Origin of the sequence: Actinomadura sp. 7K534 (assembly GCF_004348575.1) — a bacterium.
Classification (GTDB): Bacteria; Actinomycetota; Actinomycetes; order Streptosporangiales; family Streptosporangiaceae; genus Spirillospora; species Spirillospora livida.
Genome location: NZ_SMKB01000165.1, coordinates 1 through 16,192 on the forward strand (window position 1 = coordinate 1; position 16,192 = coordinate 16,192).

General features: G+C 72.0%; 18 protein-coding genes. 6 read left to right on the plus strand and 12 right to left on the minus strand.

Annotation, left to right across the window (positions count from 1 at the left end; translation table 11 throughout):
• The first annotated feature begins 26 nt into the window (after positions 1-26).
• From E1266_RS26250 to E1266_RS26260, 3 genes are all read left to right on the plus strand, one after another.
• Entirely contained in the window at positions 27-710 is a 684-nt protein-coding gene (locus tag E1266_RS26250) for an ABC transporter ATP-binding protein (protein ID WP_132051395.1), read from the plus strand.
• Positions 707-1,900 carry an ABC transporter permease gene (locus E1266_RS26255; protein ID WP_132051397.1) on the plus strand — a complete coding sequence of 398 codons (1,194 nt, stop codon included), beginning with the start codon at positions 707-709 and terminating at the stop codon, positions 1,898-1,900. Before E1266_RS26250 ends, E1266_RS26255 begins: the two co-directional genes overlap by 4 nt.
• A 100-nt stretch (positions 1,901-2,000) precedes the next feature.
• Positions 2,001-2,363, plus strand: a complete 363-nt coding sequence (locus E1266_RS26260; RefSeq protein WP_132051399.1) for a hypothetical protein — start codon at positions 2,001-2,003, stop codon at positions 2,361-2,363.
• 30 nt (positions 2,364-2,393) lie between these two features.
• Here E1266_RS26260 and E1266_RS26265 read toward each other — a convergent pair whose 3' ends face one another.
• Entirely contained in the window at positions 2,394-3,314 is a 921-nt protein-coding gene (locus E1266_RS26265) for a 2-dehydropantoate 2-reductase (protein WP_132051401.1), read from the minus strand.
• The gene (locus tag E1266_RS26270; RefSeq protein WP_132051403.1) at positions 3,311-4,489 is read right to left on the minus strand and encodes an enolase C-terminal domain-like protein; all 1,179 of its coding nucleotides are present in this window, start codon (positions 4,487-4,489) and stop codon (positions 3,311-3,313) included. The genes E1266_RS26265 and E1266_RS26270 overlap by 4 nt, the downstream gene beginning before the upstream one ends.
• Before the next feature lie 169 nt (positions 4,490-4,658).
• Between E1266_RS26270 and E1266_RS26275 the strand changes: the two genes are divergently transcribed.
• The 3 genes from E1266_RS26275 (at position 4,659) to E1266_RS26285 (ending at position 6,466) form a co-directional block, all read left to right on the plus strand.
• The gene (locus E1266_RS26275) at positions 4,659-5,384 is read left to right on the plus strand and encodes a GntR family transcriptional regulator (RefSeq protein ID WP_132051405.1); all 726 of its coding nucleotides are present in this window, start codon (positions 4,659-4,661) and stop codon (positions 5,382-5,384) included.
• A gap of 141 nt (positions 5,385-5,525) precedes the next feature.
• Complete coding sequence (locus E1266_RS26280) at positions 5,526-6,092, plus strand: VOC family protein (protein WP_132051407.1); 567 nt, start codon at positions 5,526-5,528, stop codon at positions 6,090-6,092.
• Complete coding sequence (locus E1266_RS26285; RefSeq protein WP_132051409.1) at positions 6,089-6,466, plus strand: nuclear transport factor 2 family protein; 378 nt, start codon at positions 6,089-6,091, stop codon at positions 6,464-6,466. Before E1266_RS26280 ends, E1266_RS26285 begins: the two co-directional genes overlap by 4 nt.
• Before the next feature lie 140 nt (positions 6,467-6,606).
• Here E1266_RS26285 and E1266_RS26290 read toward each other — a convergent pair whose 3' ends face one another.
• The 10 genes from E1266_RS26290 to E1266_RS26330 form a co-directional block, all read right to left on the minus strand.
• The gene (locus E1266_RS26290) at positions 6,607-7,386 is read right to left on the minus strand and encodes an IclR family transcriptional regulator (RefSeq protein ID WP_165966214.1); all 780 of its coding nucleotides are present in this window, start codon (positions 7,384-7,386) and stop codon (positions 6,607-6,609) included.
• A 10-nt stretch (positions 7,387-7,396) separates the two neighbouring features.
• Complete coding sequence (locus E1266_RS26295) at positions 7,397-8,989, minus strand: AMP-binding protein (protein WP_132051413.1); 1,593 nt, start codon at positions 8,987-8,989, stop codon at positions 7,397-7,399.
• Positions 8,986-10,113: an alpha/beta hydrolase gene (locus E1266_RS26300; RefSeq protein ID WP_132051415.1), complete on the minus strand. Its 1,128-nt coding sequence runs from the start codon at positions 10,111-10,113 to the stop codon at positions 8,986-8,988. The genes E1266_RS26295 and E1266_RS26300 overlap by 4 nt, the downstream gene beginning before the upstream one ends.
• Positions 10,110-10,688, minus strand: coding sequence for an NAD(P)H-dependent oxidoreductase (locus E1266_RS38215; protein WP_165966215.1), 579 nt, complete (start codon positions 10,686-10,688; stop codon positions 10,110-10,112). The genes E1266_RS26300 and E1266_RS38215 overlap by 4 nt, the downstream gene beginning before the upstream one ends.
• Positions 10,685-11,455, minus strand: coding sequence for an ABC transporter ATP-binding protein (locus E1266_RS38220; RefSeq protein ID WP_165966216.1), 771 nt, complete (start codon positions 11,453-11,455; stop codon positions 10,685-10,687). The genes E1266_RS38215 and E1266_RS38220 overlap by 4 nt, the downstream gene beginning before the upstream one ends.
• Positions 11,452-12,252 (minus strand): ABC transporter ATP-binding protein, encoded by an 801-nt coding sequence (locus E1266_RS26310; protein ID WP_132051419.1) that lies wholly within the window; start codon positions 12,250-12,252, stop codon positions 11,452-11,454. Before E1266_RS26310 ends, E1266_RS38220 begins: the two co-directional genes overlap by 4 nt.
• Positions 12,249-13,379: a branched-chain amino acid ABC transporter permease gene (locus E1266_RS26315; protein ID WP_132051421.1), complete on the minus strand. Its 1,131-nt coding sequence runs from the start codon at positions 13,377-13,379 to the stop codon at positions 12,249-12,251. Before E1266_RS26315 ends, E1266_RS26310 begins: the two co-directional genes overlap by 4 nt.
• Before the next feature lie 3 nt (positions 13,380-13,382).
• Positions 13,383-14,264, minus strand: a complete 882-nt coding sequence (locus E1266_RS26320) for a branched-chain amino acid ABC transporter permease (RefSeq protein WP_132051423.1) — start codon at positions 14,262-14,264, stop codon at positions 13,383-13,385.
• 77 nt (positions 14,265-14,341) lie between these two features.
• A complete protein-coding gene (locus tag E1266_RS26325; RefSeq protein WP_132051425.1) occupies positions 14,342-15,598 on the minus strand; it encodes an ABC transporter substrate-binding protein in 1,257 nt (418 codons plus the stop codon).
• Between the two features lie 179 nt (positions 15,599-15,777).
• Positions 15,778-16,155 carry a nuclear transport factor 2 family protein gene (locus E1266_RS26330; RefSeq protein ID WP_132051427.1) on the minus strand — a complete coding sequence of 126 codons (378 nt, stop codon included), beginning with the start codon at positions 16,153-16,155 and terminating at the stop codon, positions 15,778-15,780.
• Positions 16,156-16,192: the final 37 nt, after the last annotated feature.

The following is a 16,192-nucleotide window of genomic DNA, read 5'->3' on the forward strand; positions in this document are numbered from 1 at the left end:
GGCATGAAGGTCGGGGTGCCCGCGGCATGAACATCGTCGAGCTGGCCGGGGTGACCAAGGAGTACCCGGGCGTGGTGGCGCTGCGGGGCGTCGACCTGGCGATCGCGCGGGGGGAGATGGCCGCGATCGCCGGGCCGTCGGGGTCCGGGAAGTCGACGCTGCTGCACATGATCGGGACGCTGGACCGTCCGACCGCGGGGAGCGTGACGGTCGCGGGGCATGACGTGTCGGGGCTTCGTGATCGGGAGCTGTCGGCGCTGCGGGCCCGGCACATCGGGTTCGTGTTCCAGCAGTTCCACCTGGCCGCAGGGGTGAGCGCCCTCGACAACGTCGCGGACGGCCTCCTCTACAGCGGTACGGGGTTGCGGGAGCGCCGGGAGCGGGCGCGGGCGGCGCTGGAGCGGGTCGGGCTGGGGGAGCGGATCGGGCACCGGCCGCACGAGCTGTCGGGCGGCGAGCAGCAGCGGGTCGCGGTGGCGCGGGCCGTGGTGGGGGAACCGGACCTCCTGCTGGCCGACGAGCCGACCGGCAATCTCGATTCCGCCGCGGGCGCCGGCGTGCTGGCCCTGCTGGACGACCTGAACCGCGCCGGCACGACCGTCGCGATCATCACGCACGATGCGGAGGTCGCGGCCCGGGCGCCGCGCAGGGTGCGGGTCAGGGACGGGCTGATCGTCGCCGACGAGCGGGCGGGGGCGAGCAGCCGGTGAAGGACGAACTGGAGCCGGGGCGGCTCAGTGCGGCTGACGTGCTCCGCGTGGGCCTCGGCGGGCTGCGGGCGCGTCCGGCCCGGGTGGTGCTCTCCGCGCTCGGCATCGCGATCGGGATCGCGACGATGGTCGCGGTCATCGGGATCTCGTCGTCCGGGAAGGAGGACCTGCTGCGGCGCCTCGACCGCCTCGGCACGAACCTGCTGACGGTGAAGCCCGGCGACACGCTGTTCGGCGAGAAGGCGGAGCTGCCCGAGGCGGCGCCGGAGATGGTCCGGAGGATCGGGCCCGTCACGGCGGTCGGGGCGACCGGGTCGGTGGACGCGACCGTCCGCCGCACCGGCATGATCCCTGAGGAGGTCACGCACGGGATCGCGGTGCAGGCCGCCACGATCGAGCTGCTGGACACGCTGGAGGTCGGGACGGCGAGCGGCGCGTGGCTCAACTCGGCCACGGCCCGCTACCCGGGCGTCGTGCTCGGCGACCTGGCGGCGCGGAGGCTCGGGGTGGGCCAGGCCGGCGGCCGGGTATGGATCGGTGGGCGGTGGTTCACCGTGCTCGGGGTGCTGCGGCCCGCCGAGCTGGCCCCCGAGATCGACCGGTCGGTCCTCGTGGGCTGGGACGCCGCGCAGCGGTACCTGGGCTTCGACGGGCATCCGACGACGATCTACGAGCGGTCGGCGGACGCGGCGGTCGGCGACGTCAGGAGCGGCCTCGCCCGGACGGTCAGCCCCGAGCGTCCCGAGGAGATCGAGGTCGGCCGCCCCTCGGACGCGCTGGAGGCCAGGGCGGCGGCCGAGGGCGCGTTCACCGGGCTGCTGCTCGGGCTCGGCGCCGTCGCGCTGCTGGTCGGCGGCGTCGGGGTCGCGAACACGATGGTGATCTCGGTGCTGGAGCGGCGCCGGGAGATCGGGCTGCGCCGGTCGCTCGGCGCGACGCGCGGGCAGGTGCGGGTGCAGTTCCTCGCCGAGTCGCTGCTGCTGTCGGCGTTCGGCGGCGCCGCCGGGACCGCGGCGGGCGCGGCGGTGACGGCCGGGTACGCCCTGTGGAAGGGGTGGCCGCCGGTCGTGCCGGTGTGGGCGGTCGGCGCCGCGCTCGCCGCCACCCTCGCGATCGGCACCGCCGCGGGTCTGTACCCGGCGATGCGGGCGGCGCGGCTGCCCCCGACGACGGCGCTCGCCGCGGCCTGACTCTGGAGCCGTCCCGGCATCGGCACTGGCGTCGTTCTGACGCACGGGGGCATGATTGTGAGGGCGACCGACGTCCCGTCCGGGAGGTGCTTGAACAGCCATGCCGGTGACACGCCCGCTGCGCGAGCGCTGCCGGGAGTTCCTCGGGATCGACGGAGAGATCCGCTACATCTTCCCCGCGACGTCCTACGGCGGCGGGGCGGGGTTCATCTTCGTCGTCACCGACGACCAGATCGCGGTGATCTCCACCGGCGCGATGAGCCGCAGCACGCCGAAGACCGTGTGGGGCAGCTACCCCCGCGGCACCCGCATCGGGCCGGTGGAGACCGGCGCCGGCGCCTCGTTCGAGTTCGCCGGCGCGGTCTTCGAGGTGGACGACGAGTACGTCGCGGTCGTCAACGCGGCCGACGCCGAGATCTTCGACCGCGACAGCCTGCCCAAGGACCCCCTGCCGGACCTCTAGACGGGCGACCCCGCGGGCCTGGCGGCGGGGTCACCGGCGCCAGGCGGCTTCGCGATGGCGGGCGAGGGCGGTCAGCGCCTGGTTGACCGGCGCCGTGCGGCCCACCTTGGCCGCCTCCCGGGGGACCGCTCCGTTGATGACGTCGATCTCGCTGGTCCGGTGCGCCTTGTGGTCCAGCAGCGCCGACGGCTCGGCAGCGGGCATCCGGGCGGCGAAGTCGCGTACCAACTCCACTGGGTCCGGCACGTCGATGGCCACCCCGCGCGCCAGGGCGGTCACCCACGCCTCGGTCGCCGCGGCCTGGCTCGTCACGGACAGCTCGGGATGGTCGCGGACCTCGCCCACGGTCAGCCCGGTCAGGGCGCACGGGGCGCTGTAGGCGACGTTGCAGATGAGCTTCTCCCACTGCATCGCGATGACGTCGGCGACGGCCGCCGCGTCGAAGCCGGCCGTCCGCCAGGCCGCCGCCACCTCCTCGACCCGTTCGGGCGGGAGGGAGCTGTGGGCGCCGAACCTCAGGGCGCGCATCGCGTTGTGCCGCACCCGGCCCGGCCCGGTCAGACCGGCGCCGAAGCCGCTGGCGATGCCGATGGCCAGGCGTTCGGCGCCGACCGCGCCGGCCACGGTGTCGGCCGACCCGAGCCCGTTCTGGATGGTCAGCACGGTGGTCTCCGGCGCCAGCAGCGGGGCGAGTCCGGCCGCGGCCGCGGGCACGTCGGCGGCCTTGACGGCGAGGACGACGAGGTCGACCGGATCGGCGGGCGCGGTGTCGTGGGCCGCGACCGCGGCGCGGAACTCCCCGTCGGGTCCGCTGACGTGCAGCCCGTCACGGGCGATCGCCTCCACGTGGTCCCGCCACCTGTCGACCACCGAGACCTCATGACCCGCGCGGCTCAGGCGCGCGGCGTACACCGAGCCCATGGCTCCGCAGCCGACGACGCAGATCTTCATGCGTCCAGCTCCTTGAGAAGGTCGGCGATCTCTCCGTCGAGCCCCGGCTTGGCCTCCAGGCCGAACCCGGGCGCCTGGCCGGGGTGGACCAGGCCGCCGGAGAGCCGGCAGTCCGGGCTGTAGCCGCCGAAGGGCTCGAAGACCCCGGGATATGCCTCGCAGCCGCCCAGCCCCAGGCCGGCCGCGACGTGCAGGTTGATCAGGTGCCCGCCGTGCGGGAACGCCTGGGCCCGGTCGACGCCGTGCGACTCCATGGCCTCGATCATGCGGGCGTACTCGGTCAGCCCGTAGCTGAGCCCGGCGTCCATCTGGAAGACGTCCCGGTCGGGGCGTACGCCGCCATAGGTGAGCAGGTTGCGCACGTCCTGGACGGAGAAGAGGTTCTCGCCGGTGGCGATGGCCCCCGGATAGACCTCGGTCAGGTCCCGGTGCAGGGCGTAGTCGAGCGGGTCGCCGGCCTCCTCGTACCAGTGCAGGCCGAGGCTGGACAGGGCCGTGGCGTAGGCCAGGGCGCGGTCCCGGCCGAAGCGTCCGTTCGCGTCGACGGCGACGCCGTCCCCGCCCCCCATCACCTCGACGGCCGCCTCGACGCGGGCCATGTCCTCGGGCAGCGGCACGCCGCCGATCTTGATCTTGACCACGGGGTAGCCCTGGTCCACGTAGCCGGTGAGCTCGCCGCGGAGGCGGTCCAGGGAGTCGTCCGGGTGGTAGTAGCCCCCGGCGGCGTACACGGGCACGCCGGTGACCGCGGGCGTGCGGCCGAAGGCCCGGGCGATGGTGGCATGGGCCGGCTCGTCGTGGTGCTTGGCCAGCAGGTCCCACACCGCGAGCTCGACGGCGCCGGCCGCCGCGGCGCGGTCACCGTGGCCGCCGGGCTTCTCGTTCCGCATGGCGCACTCGAGCACGCGGGCGGGCGAGAGCAGCCCGGTCGACGGGTCGAGCAGCGTGCCGGGGTCGGCGGCGAGCAGCCGCGGGATCATCCTGTCGCGGAGGATGCCGCCCTGGGCGTGGCGCCCGATCGAGTTGAAGGCGATGCCGGTGAGCGGACGCCCGTTCCGGCGTACGTCGGTCCGCACGGCCACCAGGGAGACGGTGTGCTCGGCGAAGTTCACCACGGAGTTGCCGATGTCTCCGTGGAGAGGGACCGCGACCTCGCGGACGTCGATGATGCGCATGGCCCTAGCCTATGATCTGGACCGGTTGAATTGTCTAGTCTAATCAGTTTGTCTAGTCTAATAGGAGTCGGGAGGCGCCGGCGGCCCCGTGCGGGCGGGCGCTCCGCGCGGGTGTCAGGGGTCACAATGTCCTTGGTCCAGCGGACGGTGGGCCGTGGACGGGAGGGCAATGAGGCGTTACGAGGAAGTCGCCGAGGAGCTGGTCCGGCAGATCCAGTCGGGACGCTGGCCGATCGGCGGGCAGTTCGCGCCTGAGGTGGACCTGGCGGCCGAGTTCGACGTGAGCCGGGGGACGATCCGCGCCGCGCTCGACATCGTGGAGGAGCTGGGGCTGGTCTCCCGCCGGCCTCGGCGCGGTACCCGCGTCGAGCGCCTGAAGCCGCATTCGGTCTTCGCCCGTTCCGTGCATTCGGTGGACGACCTGATGCAGTACTCCGTGGAGACGAACCGCCAGGTCCTGTCGATCGCCGAGGTCGTGGTCGACGAGGTCGACGCCCTGGTCCTCGGCTGCCGCCCCGGGCAGCGCTGGACCAAGATCCGGATGCTGCGGATCGACCCGGCCGACGACGGCTGGCCGCTGTGCTGCACCGACGTCTACCTCGAGCCCGACGTCGCGGCCGCCGTGGGCGACCAGGTGCTGGACCCCAAGCGGCTGATCTCGGACATGGTCGAGGAGGCGACCGGCCGTACCGTGCACACCATCGAGCAGCGGATGCGCGCGGCGACGGTGCCGGACGCCATGGTCGACATGCTGCGCACCACCGCCGGTTCGCCCGTGCTGCAGATGACGCGGCGCTACCTGGACCGCGCCGGCCAGCCCTTCGAGATCACGGTCTCGGTGCATCCCGCCGACCGGTTCGAGTACGCCGTCGACCTGGAGCGCGGCCGCGGCTGAGCGGGCCGGCGGGTCCGGCGGGGGCCGGGGAGCGGGTACCCTCCTCCACGCCCAATGGTACAGACCGTTCGGAAAAAAGTCTGGTGACCAGAAACAGTTTCCGATACCGTGGCGACGGGTCACCTGAACAGGAGGAACACGATGGGGACCAACTCCGAGTTCGAACTCCAGGGGCTCTGCCACCTCGCGCTGGTCTGCGAGGACATGGAGCGCACCGTCGACTTCTACACCAACGTCCTCGGCATGAAGCTGAGCAAGACGATCAAGCTGCCCAACGGCGGGCAGCACTTCTTCTTCGACATGGGCGGTGACCAGTACCTGGCCTTCTTCTGGTTCCCCAACGCGCCCCGGCGGGCCCCCGGCGTCGCCTCCGCCGCCGAGCTGCCGGGCGTCGGCGACATCGCCACGGCCCACGGCTCGATGAACCACGTCGCCTTCAAGATCCCGCTCGACAAGTTCGACGAGTACAAGGCCAAGCTGGACGCCAAGGGCGTCCGCACCGGGCCCGTCCTCGAACACGACGACAGCGAGCGCGGTGTGGCGGAGACCTACCACGACGGCGTCTTCGTCCGTTCGATGTACTTCTTCGACCCGGACGGCGTGCTGCTGGAGTTCGCCGCCTGGACGCGCGAGCTGACCGAGGACGACGTCAACCTGGCGCCGATGACCGCCGCGGGCGTCCCGGCCGCCCAGGGGGCCTCCGCATGAGCGGAGAGTCGATGGTGGAGTACGCCGAACGGTTCTTCCGGCTCGTCGAAGCCGGTGACATCGAGGCCGTCTCCGCCCTGTACCACGACGACGTCACCGTCTGGCACAACTACGACGACGTCGACCAGACCAAGGACGAGAACCTCACGACGCTGGGCAGCATCGCCGACCGCTACGACAAGTTCGGCTACGCCCAGCCCCGGCACACCGCGCTGGAGGACGGCTTCCTCCGCCAGCACGTGATCGAGGTCGAGCGCAGCGGCCGGTCGGCGTCGATCCCGGCGATCCTGCGCGTGTACGTCGAGGACGGCAGGATCCGGCGGATCGAGGAGTACTTCGATCGCAGCAAGCTCAACGCCCTCTTCGCGACCTGAGCCATGGGCATCGAGGCTGACCCGGCGCCGGATCGGAGTCTGGACGCACCGCCGGCACCGGGTCGGTCAGCCCCATCGCCCGGCCGCCCCCGGCGCTGAGCGGCAGTGGGCGGGCTCGCCCGCTAGTCAGGCGCTTCCGTTCAGGAGAAGAAGCCGCGGCACTGCTCGGCGAAGCGCAGCAGGTCCTCGGCGACGGCGACCTCGGTGAAGTCCTGCTTGCGGTGGCTGGGCGCCGAGATGCTCACCGCGTACCGGGAGCCGGCGTGCGTGCCGAGCGGTGCGGCCACCGCGATGACCCCGTCCTCGCTCTCCTGCAGCCCTGTGGCGTAGCCCCGCTTCCGGATGCGGTCCAGATCTTCCAGGAGCGCGGTCCGCGTGGACAGGGAGTGCGGGGTCAGCGCCTCCAGGTTCTCCCGCGGGTAGAGGGCGACGACGGCCTCGTCCGGCAGCTGCGCCAGCAGCACCTTGCCGGACGCCGACACGTGGGCCGGGAGGGTCTTGCCCATCCGCGAGCCGACCCGCACGGCCCGGCTGCTCTCCACGGCGTCGACGAAGGACACCAGCGAGCCGTCCAGGCGGGCGAGGTGGACGGTCTCGCCGTAGTGCTTGGCGAGCTCCTCCAGCAGCGGCCGGACCTGCTCGCGGACGTCGATCTGCCGCAGCACCGAGAAGGCGATCTCCGTGAGCGCGGGACCCGGTTCATAGGCCCGCGACGTGCTCGACTGGCGGACGAACCCCCGGTACTGCAGCATCGCGAGCACGCGGTGCGCGGTCGACGACGCCACCGAGAGGTACTCGCTCACCTCGGTGAGGCGCAGGCTCTTCCGCTCGCCCAGCAGCAGCAGGATCCGCAGCGCGTTGTCGACCGACTCGATCGGGTACTGCGGCTTGCGAGGCTGAGCAGCGGAGGAACTGTCCACCCAGCGGATCTTATCCGTGGACGCTGTCATCGACCCTTCCATCTCGCAGCTCGAACTTGAGCACTTTCCCCGAGGCGTTGCGGGGGAGCCGCTCGACCGTCTCGACGCCGGTCGGCAGCTTGTACGGCGCCAGCTCGCGCCGGGCGTGGTCGCGCAGCTCCTCGAGCGACGGGACGGGCCGTCCGAGGCGCGGCGAGACGACCGCGACCGGCGTCTCGCCCCACTTCGGGTGCGGCCGGCCCACCACCGCCACCTCGGCGATGTCCGGGTGGGAGGCGAGCACGTTCTCCACCTCGGCGCAGTAGACGTTCTCGCCGCCGGTGATGACCATGTCCTTGAGCCGGTCGACGACGTAGACGAACCCCTCGTCGTCGACACGCACCAGGTCACCGGAGTGGAACCAGCCGCCGGCGAACGCTTCGGCGGTCGCCTCGGGCAGGTTCCAGTAGCCCGTCATCAGGCCCGGCCCGCGGTAGACGATCTCGCCGATCCCGCCCGCGGGGACGTCGTTCATATCGGTGTCGACCACGCGCGCCCACACGCCCGGCGCCGGCCGCCCCACCGAGCCCAGCTTCCGGCGGGCGTCCTTGCCCTCCAGCACGCACGTGACCGGCGACATCTCGGTCTGGCCGAAGAGAGCGAGCATGTCGGCGGCACCGAACACCTCGCCCATCTCCTTCAGGAGCGTGTCGGTGGCGGGGGCGGCCCCCCACGCGGCGACGCGCAGCCGGGACAGGTCACGGGGCCGCCGCCGCTGCTCGGCCACGAGCGCCTGCCACTGGGTGGGCACCAGGAAGACGGACGTGACCCGGTGCTCGGCCATCACGTCGAGGTGCTCACCGGCGTCGAAGGCGCCGGTGGGCATCACGACCACCGTGGCGCCGGCGAGCAGTGCGGGGGCCAGACCTCCGATGGCGCCGATGTGGAAGAGCGGCGAGGCACAGAGGTAGACCTCGTCGTACATCTCGAAGCGGAAGGCGATCAGGTTCGTCTGGCTCTGGGCGAGCAGGTTGCGGTGGGTGAGGACCGCGCCCTTGGGGTGCCCGGTCGTGCCGGACGTGTACATGATCAGCGCCGGGCGGTGCTCGTCCACGTCGATCGCGGCCAGTTCCTCCGCGGGCGAGTCCGGGGGCGAGCTCGCGGGGGGTTCGTCGAGCGGGTCCGCGGCGAGCGGGTCCTCCGGCGCGGTGACGTCCACGACCCGGATGCCGTCCTCCTTGGCCGCGTCGGCGGCCAGTCCGCCGTACGCGCCGTCGGTGAGCACCAGGGACGCGCCGCAGTCGCGGAGGATGTAGGCCACCTCGCCGGTGGCCAGCCGGGGGTTCACCGGCACCCCGACCGCACCTGCGGCGGAGACCGCCAGGAGCGACTCGACGTACTCGACCCCGTTGCCCATCACGAAGGCGACCCGGTCGCCGGGGCCGACGCCCAGCCGCGCGAGCGCGCGGCCGGACCGCAGCACCCGGCCGGCGAGCCCGCGCCACGTGTGCGCGACCTCGCCGCACCGCAGCGCGGTCACCTCGGGCCGGGCGTGGGCGTGCCGGGCGAGGTGCGCGATCCAGTGCTGGCCGCGGGCGCCGTGGATCGCCGCGGACGCCGTCATCGCGTGCTCCCGCTCCCGAACCGCGTGCCGACCCAGTCGGAGATCGTGTCGGCGACCGCGTCCCGGGCGCCCGCGGGCTCCAGGAAGTAGTGGTCCCCGGCGTGGTCGTGGCGGGTCTTGTCCTCACCGGCGAGGGCGGCGGCGATCCGGTCGGCGTCGCTGGGGAAGACGCCGGTGTCCGCGGTCGGGTTGATGACCAGCGCCGGGATCGTGATCTTGGTGAGGTTGCCTTCACCGCGGCAGGGCGACTCGCTCAGGCTCCACATGTTGAGCCAGTTGCGCACCGTCGTCTCCCCGGCGATCCCACGGTCGCCCCGGTTGGCGGCCTCGACGGGCCCACGGTAGCAGCTGTTGGGCTTCCGGTCGGTGGGCTCCAGGGCCGGGTCGACCATCCTCGGATCGGCCCAGGTCCGGGCCACGGTGAAGTGCCGGTCGTAGTAGCCGGCCTCGGTGAGCCGGGCCAGTTCCGCCTTGGCCCACGCGGTGATCCGGTGGTTGCGGTCGACCTGCGCCTGCCGGTAGCGCTCGATGAACTCGGCGCTGTACGGCGGGCCGTTCTCCGGGTTGAACAGGTCGAGGGAGGGGTCGGTGGCCACGGGGTCGAACTCGTCGACGACCGCGGCGTCCATCCAGGCGGTGAGGACGTCGGGACGGCCCAGGTGCGCGGCCAGCGACACGTAGCCGTCGGCGGGGAGCAGCTCGTCCACCCCCGGGACCGGGGCGTGGTCGATCGGGGGCTGCAGCGTCGGGTCGACGGCCTGGGCCTGGTAGGCGGCCATCAGCGAGCCGCCCCCCGAGTTGCCCAGCAGGACGACCGAGTCGACCCCGGCCTCCTCGCGCAGCCAGCGCACGCCGACGCCGATGTCCACCAGCGCTTGGTCGAGCCGGAAGTTCCACTCGTAGCCGCGGAACCTGGTGTTCCAGCCGAGGAAGCCGATGCCGCGCTCGGCCATCAGGTCGGCGAGGTAGTGCTCGGCGAAGTCGATCTGGTAGTGGGTGGCGATCATCGCCACCTTCGGGCGGTCGCCCTCCCGGACGTGGTAGAGGCCCTGGCAGGGATGGCCCCCGGCGCCCGCGCGCGGGGCACCGGCGGACGGGCGGGAGACGAAGGTGCGGGTGATCATCGGGCCGCCACCTCCGCCCGGGTCGCGGCGACGTGGGCGCGGAGCTTCTCGAAGAGGACCCCGAGCCGCTCGGTCGCCACCGGGTCCTTGAGGTGCCCGGTCTCGTCGAAGCACTCGTGCGCGAAGGGCATGACCACCTCGGGGCCCGGCATCACCGGGGACTGGGAGAAGACGAACATGTTCCGCAGCTCGAACTGGCACCGGGCGGTGCCCAGCCGTCCCGGCGAGGTGCCGATCAGGGCGACCGGCTTGCCCTGGAGGACGGACGCGCCCAGCGGCAGGGAGATCCAGTCGAAGGCGTTCTTCAGCACGCCCGGGACCCCGCCGTTGTACTCCGGCGTGGCGATCAGCAGCGCGTCCGCGGCGGCGATCTCCCTCCGCATCTGGGTGACCGCCGCCGGCTCCTGGGCGAGGAGGTCCTCGTTGAAGAGCGGGAACCGCCCGATCAGGTCGCTGATCGTGACGCTGACCCCGGCGGGGGCCAGCCGGGCCGCGGACTCCAGCAGCAGCCGGTTCCACGACCCCTTGCGCAGGCTCCCGACGATTCCGTAGACGGTGATGTCCGCCGTGCTCACAGTGCTCCTCCCAGATAGGCGTCGATGACGGCCTCGTCGCGGACGACATTGGCCGGGGTGTCGAGGGCGATGCGGCGCCCGAAGTCGAGCACGCAGACACGGTGCGAGATGCCCATCACCATCGACATGTCGTGCTCGACCAGGAGCATCGTGACACCCAGGTCGGCGTTGACCTCGCTGAGGGTCGCCGCCATCTCGGCGGTCTCCTCGTGGTTCATCCCGGCCACCGGCTCGTCGAGCAGCAGCAGCCGGGGCTCCATGCACAGCGAGCGCGCGAGCTCGACCCGCTTCTGGATGCCGTGGGGCAGCGTGCCGACCGTGCTCTGCAGCAGGCCGCCGAGGCCGAGGCGGTCGGCCACCTCGGTGACCTTCCGCAGTGCCGCGCGCTCCTCGCGGGCACTGCGGCCCCACCTGACCATGCTGGCCACCGGACCGGAGCGCAGGTGCTGGTGCCGGGCCAGGAGCAGGCACTCCTCGACGGTCATGGCCGGGAAGACGTCGACGTTCTGGAACGTGCGGGCGATCCCGGCGCTCGCGATCCGGTGGGGGGCGCTGCCCAGCAGCTGCCGGCCGCCGAACCTGATGCTCCCCGACTCCGGCCGGTAGATGCCGGAGATGCAGTTGAACAGCGTGGACTTGCCGGCGCCGTTGGGTCCGATGACGGCGAAGAGCTCGCCCTCGTCGATGGTGAAGTCGACCCCGTCCAGCGCGCGGACCCCGGCGAAGGAGAGGGTGAGGTCCTCGACCTCGAACAGTGCGGCGCTCACGAGTCGGCTCCTCGGGGGGTGACGGGCGCGGTGCCGGCGCCGAGGTACGCCGCCGCGATGTCGTTGTCCTGCTCCAGCGCCTCCGGGGTGCCCTCCGCGTAGACCCGCCCGCCCTCCAGGAGGTAGGCGTAGCCGGAGATCGACAGGGCCATGCGCGCGTTCTGCTCGACGAGCAGGATCGAGGTGCCGGCCTCGTTGATGGAGACGATGATGTCCCGGACCTGCTCGACGATCCGGGGCGCGAGGCCCAGGCTCGGCTCGTCCATGAGCAGCAGCTTCGGCCGCGACATCAGGGCCCGCGCGATCGCCAGCATCTGCTGCTCGCCGCCGGACAGGTAGCCCGCCTTGCGGTCCAGCAGGTCGCCGAGCCGCGGCAGCAGCGCCAGCACCTCGTCGCGGGCCTCGGTGAGCGCGCCGCCGCGGTAGCGGCGCACGTGCCCTCCGCTGGCGAGGTTCTCGGCGACGCTGAGCCCCGGGAAGACCATCCTTCCCTCCAGGCACTGCGCGAGCCCGGCGCGGACGCGCTGCGACGCGCGGGCCCCGGTCACGTCCTTGCCGAAGAGTTCCACCCGCCCGCCGGTGAGGCGGCCGCGGTGCAGCCCGAGCAGGCCCGAGACCGCCCGCATGACGGTGGTCTTGCCCGCCCCGTTGGGGCCGAGCAGGCTGACGACCTGGCCCTGGGGCACCCGCAGGGACAGCTCGGTCACGGCGGTCCCGGCGGCGCCGTAGCCGGCGCTGACGCCCGTGGTCCGCAGGGCCGGCGGGCCGTCGGACGCGGGGGAGGCGTCGCGGCTCATGATGTCTTCCGCCTTTCGCGTGAGCTGCCCAGCGGTGCCGGCAGGCGCCGCCAGGCCCGGAGCAGGAGCGCCCGGATCCCGTTGGGCTCGAAGAGGAGGATCAGCACGATCACCAATCCGTAGAGGAACCCGGACAGCAGCGGTCCGGTGATGCCGCCGTCGGTGCTCGTGCCCTTGCGGACGAACGGCAGGAAGCCCGAGGCCTGGTTCACGACCTCGGGCATCGCCCGCACGAAGAGGGCCCCCAGCAGGGCGCCGGAGACCGTGCCCATCCCGCCGATCACGATCATGGCGATGAAGTCGACCGAGAGCATCAGGTGCCACTGGCTGGGGGTGAAGTAGCCCATGTAGGACACCAGCAGCGCGCCGGAGATGCCGGCGAAGAAGGAGGAGATGACGAAGGCGACGGTCTTGGTCTGGGTCACCGGGACGCCCACCACCGCGGCGGCCACGTCCTTGTCCCGCACGGCCATGAACGCGCGGCCGAGCCGCGAGCGCTTGAGGTTGTGGGCGAGGAGCATGGCCACCAGCAGGATCGCCAGCGCGAAGTACCACCAGGCCTGGAAGGCGTCGAGGATCACCTGGTCGCCGGCCATGATGCCCAGGCTCAGGTCCTGGTCGCCGAAGAGGACCGGTGCCGCGGGGCGCCCGTTGACGCCGCCGCTGAGGCTCGTCCACGTCTCCCACGCGTAGAGGCCGATGAAGACCAGGGCGAGGGTGGCGACCGCCAGGTAGAGGCCGCGGATGCGGACGGCGACGGGTGCGACCAGCGCGCCCGCGGTGGCGGCGACCAGGCCGGCCGCCGGCAGCCAGAGCCACCAGGGCAGGCCCTTGTCGGCGCCGAGCCAGGCGGAGCTGTAGGCGCCGATGCCCATGAAGAAGGCGTGGCCCAGCGAGATCTGCCCGGCGAGGCCGGTGATCACCTGCATGCCGATGGCGCCGATGCCGACGATCAGCGTGAGGATGCCGATGCCGAGCCACAGCTCGGAGCGGAGCACCAGCGGCAGCACGACCATGGCGGCGATCCAGAGGAGGACGCCGATCCGGCCGCGGGTGAGGAGGCCCTGCGCGCGCGGCGCGGGGGTCGCGGCGTCGCGGGGCGCCGGTGGGCTGGTGAGGACGGACACGGCTCAGACCCTTTCGATGCTGCGACTGCCGAACAGGCCGTAGGGCCGGACCAGGAGGACCAGGAGCATGAGGACGTAGGGCAGTACCTCGTGCAGGCGGCCGCCGCCGATGTCGCTGAGGTAGTTGGAGCCCAGCACCTGGGTGAGTCCCACGACCAGGCCGCCGACCACCGCTCCCATCAGCGAGTCCATGCCGCCGATGACGATCGCCGGGATCGCGATGAGCGCGAGGTCGCCGATGCTGGGGGAGACCACCCGGGGGAACGAGGCGAGGAAGATCGACGCGGTCACCGCGAGGAAGGCCGCCAGCGCCCAGGAGAGCGCGAACATCCGCCCCACGTCGATGCCCTGGGCCAGGGCCGCCTCCTGGCTGCTCGCGGTCGCGCGCAGCGCCAGCCCGTGGCGCGTCCGCTGGAAGAACCAGGCGACCGCGGCGAGGACGACGACCGACACGGCCACGGTGGCCAGGGCGCTGTTGGGCAGCACGACCGAGCCGACCTTGGTGGTGCCGGCGCCGACCGGTCCCACCGAGTCGTGGCTGCCGACGCCCCACACCATCAGGACGGCGTTGTGCAGCATGGTCGAGATGCCGAGGGTGGCGAGCACCACGACGGTCACCGAGCGTCCGATCAGGCCGCGGATCAGCATCCGCTCGACCACCAGCGCGAGGCCGACGGTGATCGCCACGGCCCCGATGAAGGCCAGCACGTAGGGCATCCGGGGCAGCAGCACCAGCACCACGTAGGCGCCGATGGCGACGAACTGGCCGTGCGCGAAGTTGAAGGTGTGGGAGCCCTTGAACATGATCACGAACCCGAGCGCGATCAGCCCGTAGACCAGGCCCAGGGCGATGCCCTGGAAGCCGAGCTGGAGGAAGAGGGTCATCTGGAAGTCCTGGTTCGCGGAGGTGGATTGGAGCCGGGGGTGTGCGGGCCCTGCCGGGCCCGCACACCCCCGGGTCGTCACTTGCGCCTGGCGGCGTCCCAGGACTTCGCGGCCTCGGACTCGAAGAACTCGGCGACCGGCTCCTGCACGCCGTCCGCCCCGATCTTGTTGATGCGGGACTGGAAGCTCACGATCGAGTCGCCGTCACCGAGGTCGATGGGGGGAAGGATGTCGTCGAAGGAGACCTTCAGGCCGGTCATCGCCTTCTTGACGCCCTCGCGGGTGAGGTCCTTGGCCTCGCACGCCTTGCGCAGCGCCTCCACGACGACGGTGCCGTTGATCCAGCCGCCGACCTCGAAGTTGTCCGGCTTCGCGTCGGGGGCGTAGGCCTTGCGGGCCTTGGTCAGCGCCTGGATGCCGGCGTTGTCGTCGTTGAGCGTGCCGTAGCCGCCGGAGACGTAGTACTTGTCCAGCAGGCCCTTCAGCGGCTTCCCGAGGCTGGAGGCCCAGGCGCCCGAGCTCGACACGAAGGTCGGCTTGTAGCCGAACTGGGCCGACTGGCCGATGATGCCGGCGGTCTGGGCGGGGGTGACGCCCAGCATGACGATCTCGGCTCCGGCGTCCTTGAGGCTGTTGACCTGCGCCGTGAAGTCGGTGTCGGCGTTGGTGTAGGTCGGCTGGGCGACGACCTCCAGGCCCTCCGTGGCCTTCGCCGCGTGGTTCAGGGCGTCGAGGTAGACCTTGCCGGTCTCGTCGGCCGACGTCACGAACCCGACCTTGACCTTCTTGCTCGCCGAGGCGCCGGCCTCCTTGGCGGCCCAGGTCAGGCCGTTGATGAGCTCGACCTCGAAGGGCGGCATGGCGACGTAGACGTTGGGGAGGTCGAGGGTCTGGGTGTTGATGGACGCCGAGAGCGTCGGCATCTTGTCCCGCTCGATGTTGGCCCGGACGGCGTTCAGGCCGGCGGTGCCGACGAACTGGGCGACCATCAGGTTCTTCGGCGCCGCGGCGCGGTACTGCTGGGTGGTGATCTGCGGGTCGTACTTGGTGTCGCGCTTGTCGACCACGACCTTGCGGCCGCAGATGCCGCCCTGCTCGCGGTTGACCTGGTCGATCTTGGCTTCGACGCCCAGCGAGCCGGCGATGCCGCCCTGGGCGATGGGACCGGAGAAGTCACTGATCACGGTCACGCTGATCTCGTCGTCGGTGACCCCGGGGCCCATGGCGACGCCGTCGGCACCGGTGCCGGAATCGCCGGAGCCCGCGCTGTTGCCGCACGCCGCCAGGGTCATCAGTGAGGCGACCGCGACCGCGGTCAGGGGCTTCTTGAGCATGGGGTTCGCGTCTTTCTTGCTCGGGATGCCGCGTCTCGGTGACACGGCTCACAAAGATTAGACCAGACTAAACAGAAAGAGAAGAGACGGGCTCTGCAAGTTGGAGAAGCCCTTGTGGGCGACGGGGTGTACGGCGTCGGCCCAGGACAGGGCTCCCGCCACGCGGAGCGGGCCGCGCGTCAGGCTCGCCAGGTGAAGGTGATCTGCCGCGCGGCGAAACGCCATCCCGCGTCGGTGCGGACCAGCCGGTCGCTGTACTCGCCCATGGCGGCGGGCTGCCCGTCCGGGCCCCGGAGCACGAAATACGCTCGGCCCGTCGCGCTCGCGTCGTCGGCCAGGTCGACGAGGACGTTGCTGTTCTCGTGCCGCGGCGACTCCGCGGTACGGCCGGCGATGACCTTGGCGAGCCCCTCGGCGCCCGCGAAGGAGGGCCCGCCGGTGATCTCCATGCCGCCGTCGGCGGTGAAGCAGCCGCGCAGGGACTCCAGGTCCCGGGAGTCGATGGAGAGGCTGTAGCGCGCGTAGAGCTGGGTGATGTCGGTGACGTGGTCGGGCATTGGGGCTCCTTGTCGAGCTGTGCGGTCGGGGCAGGGC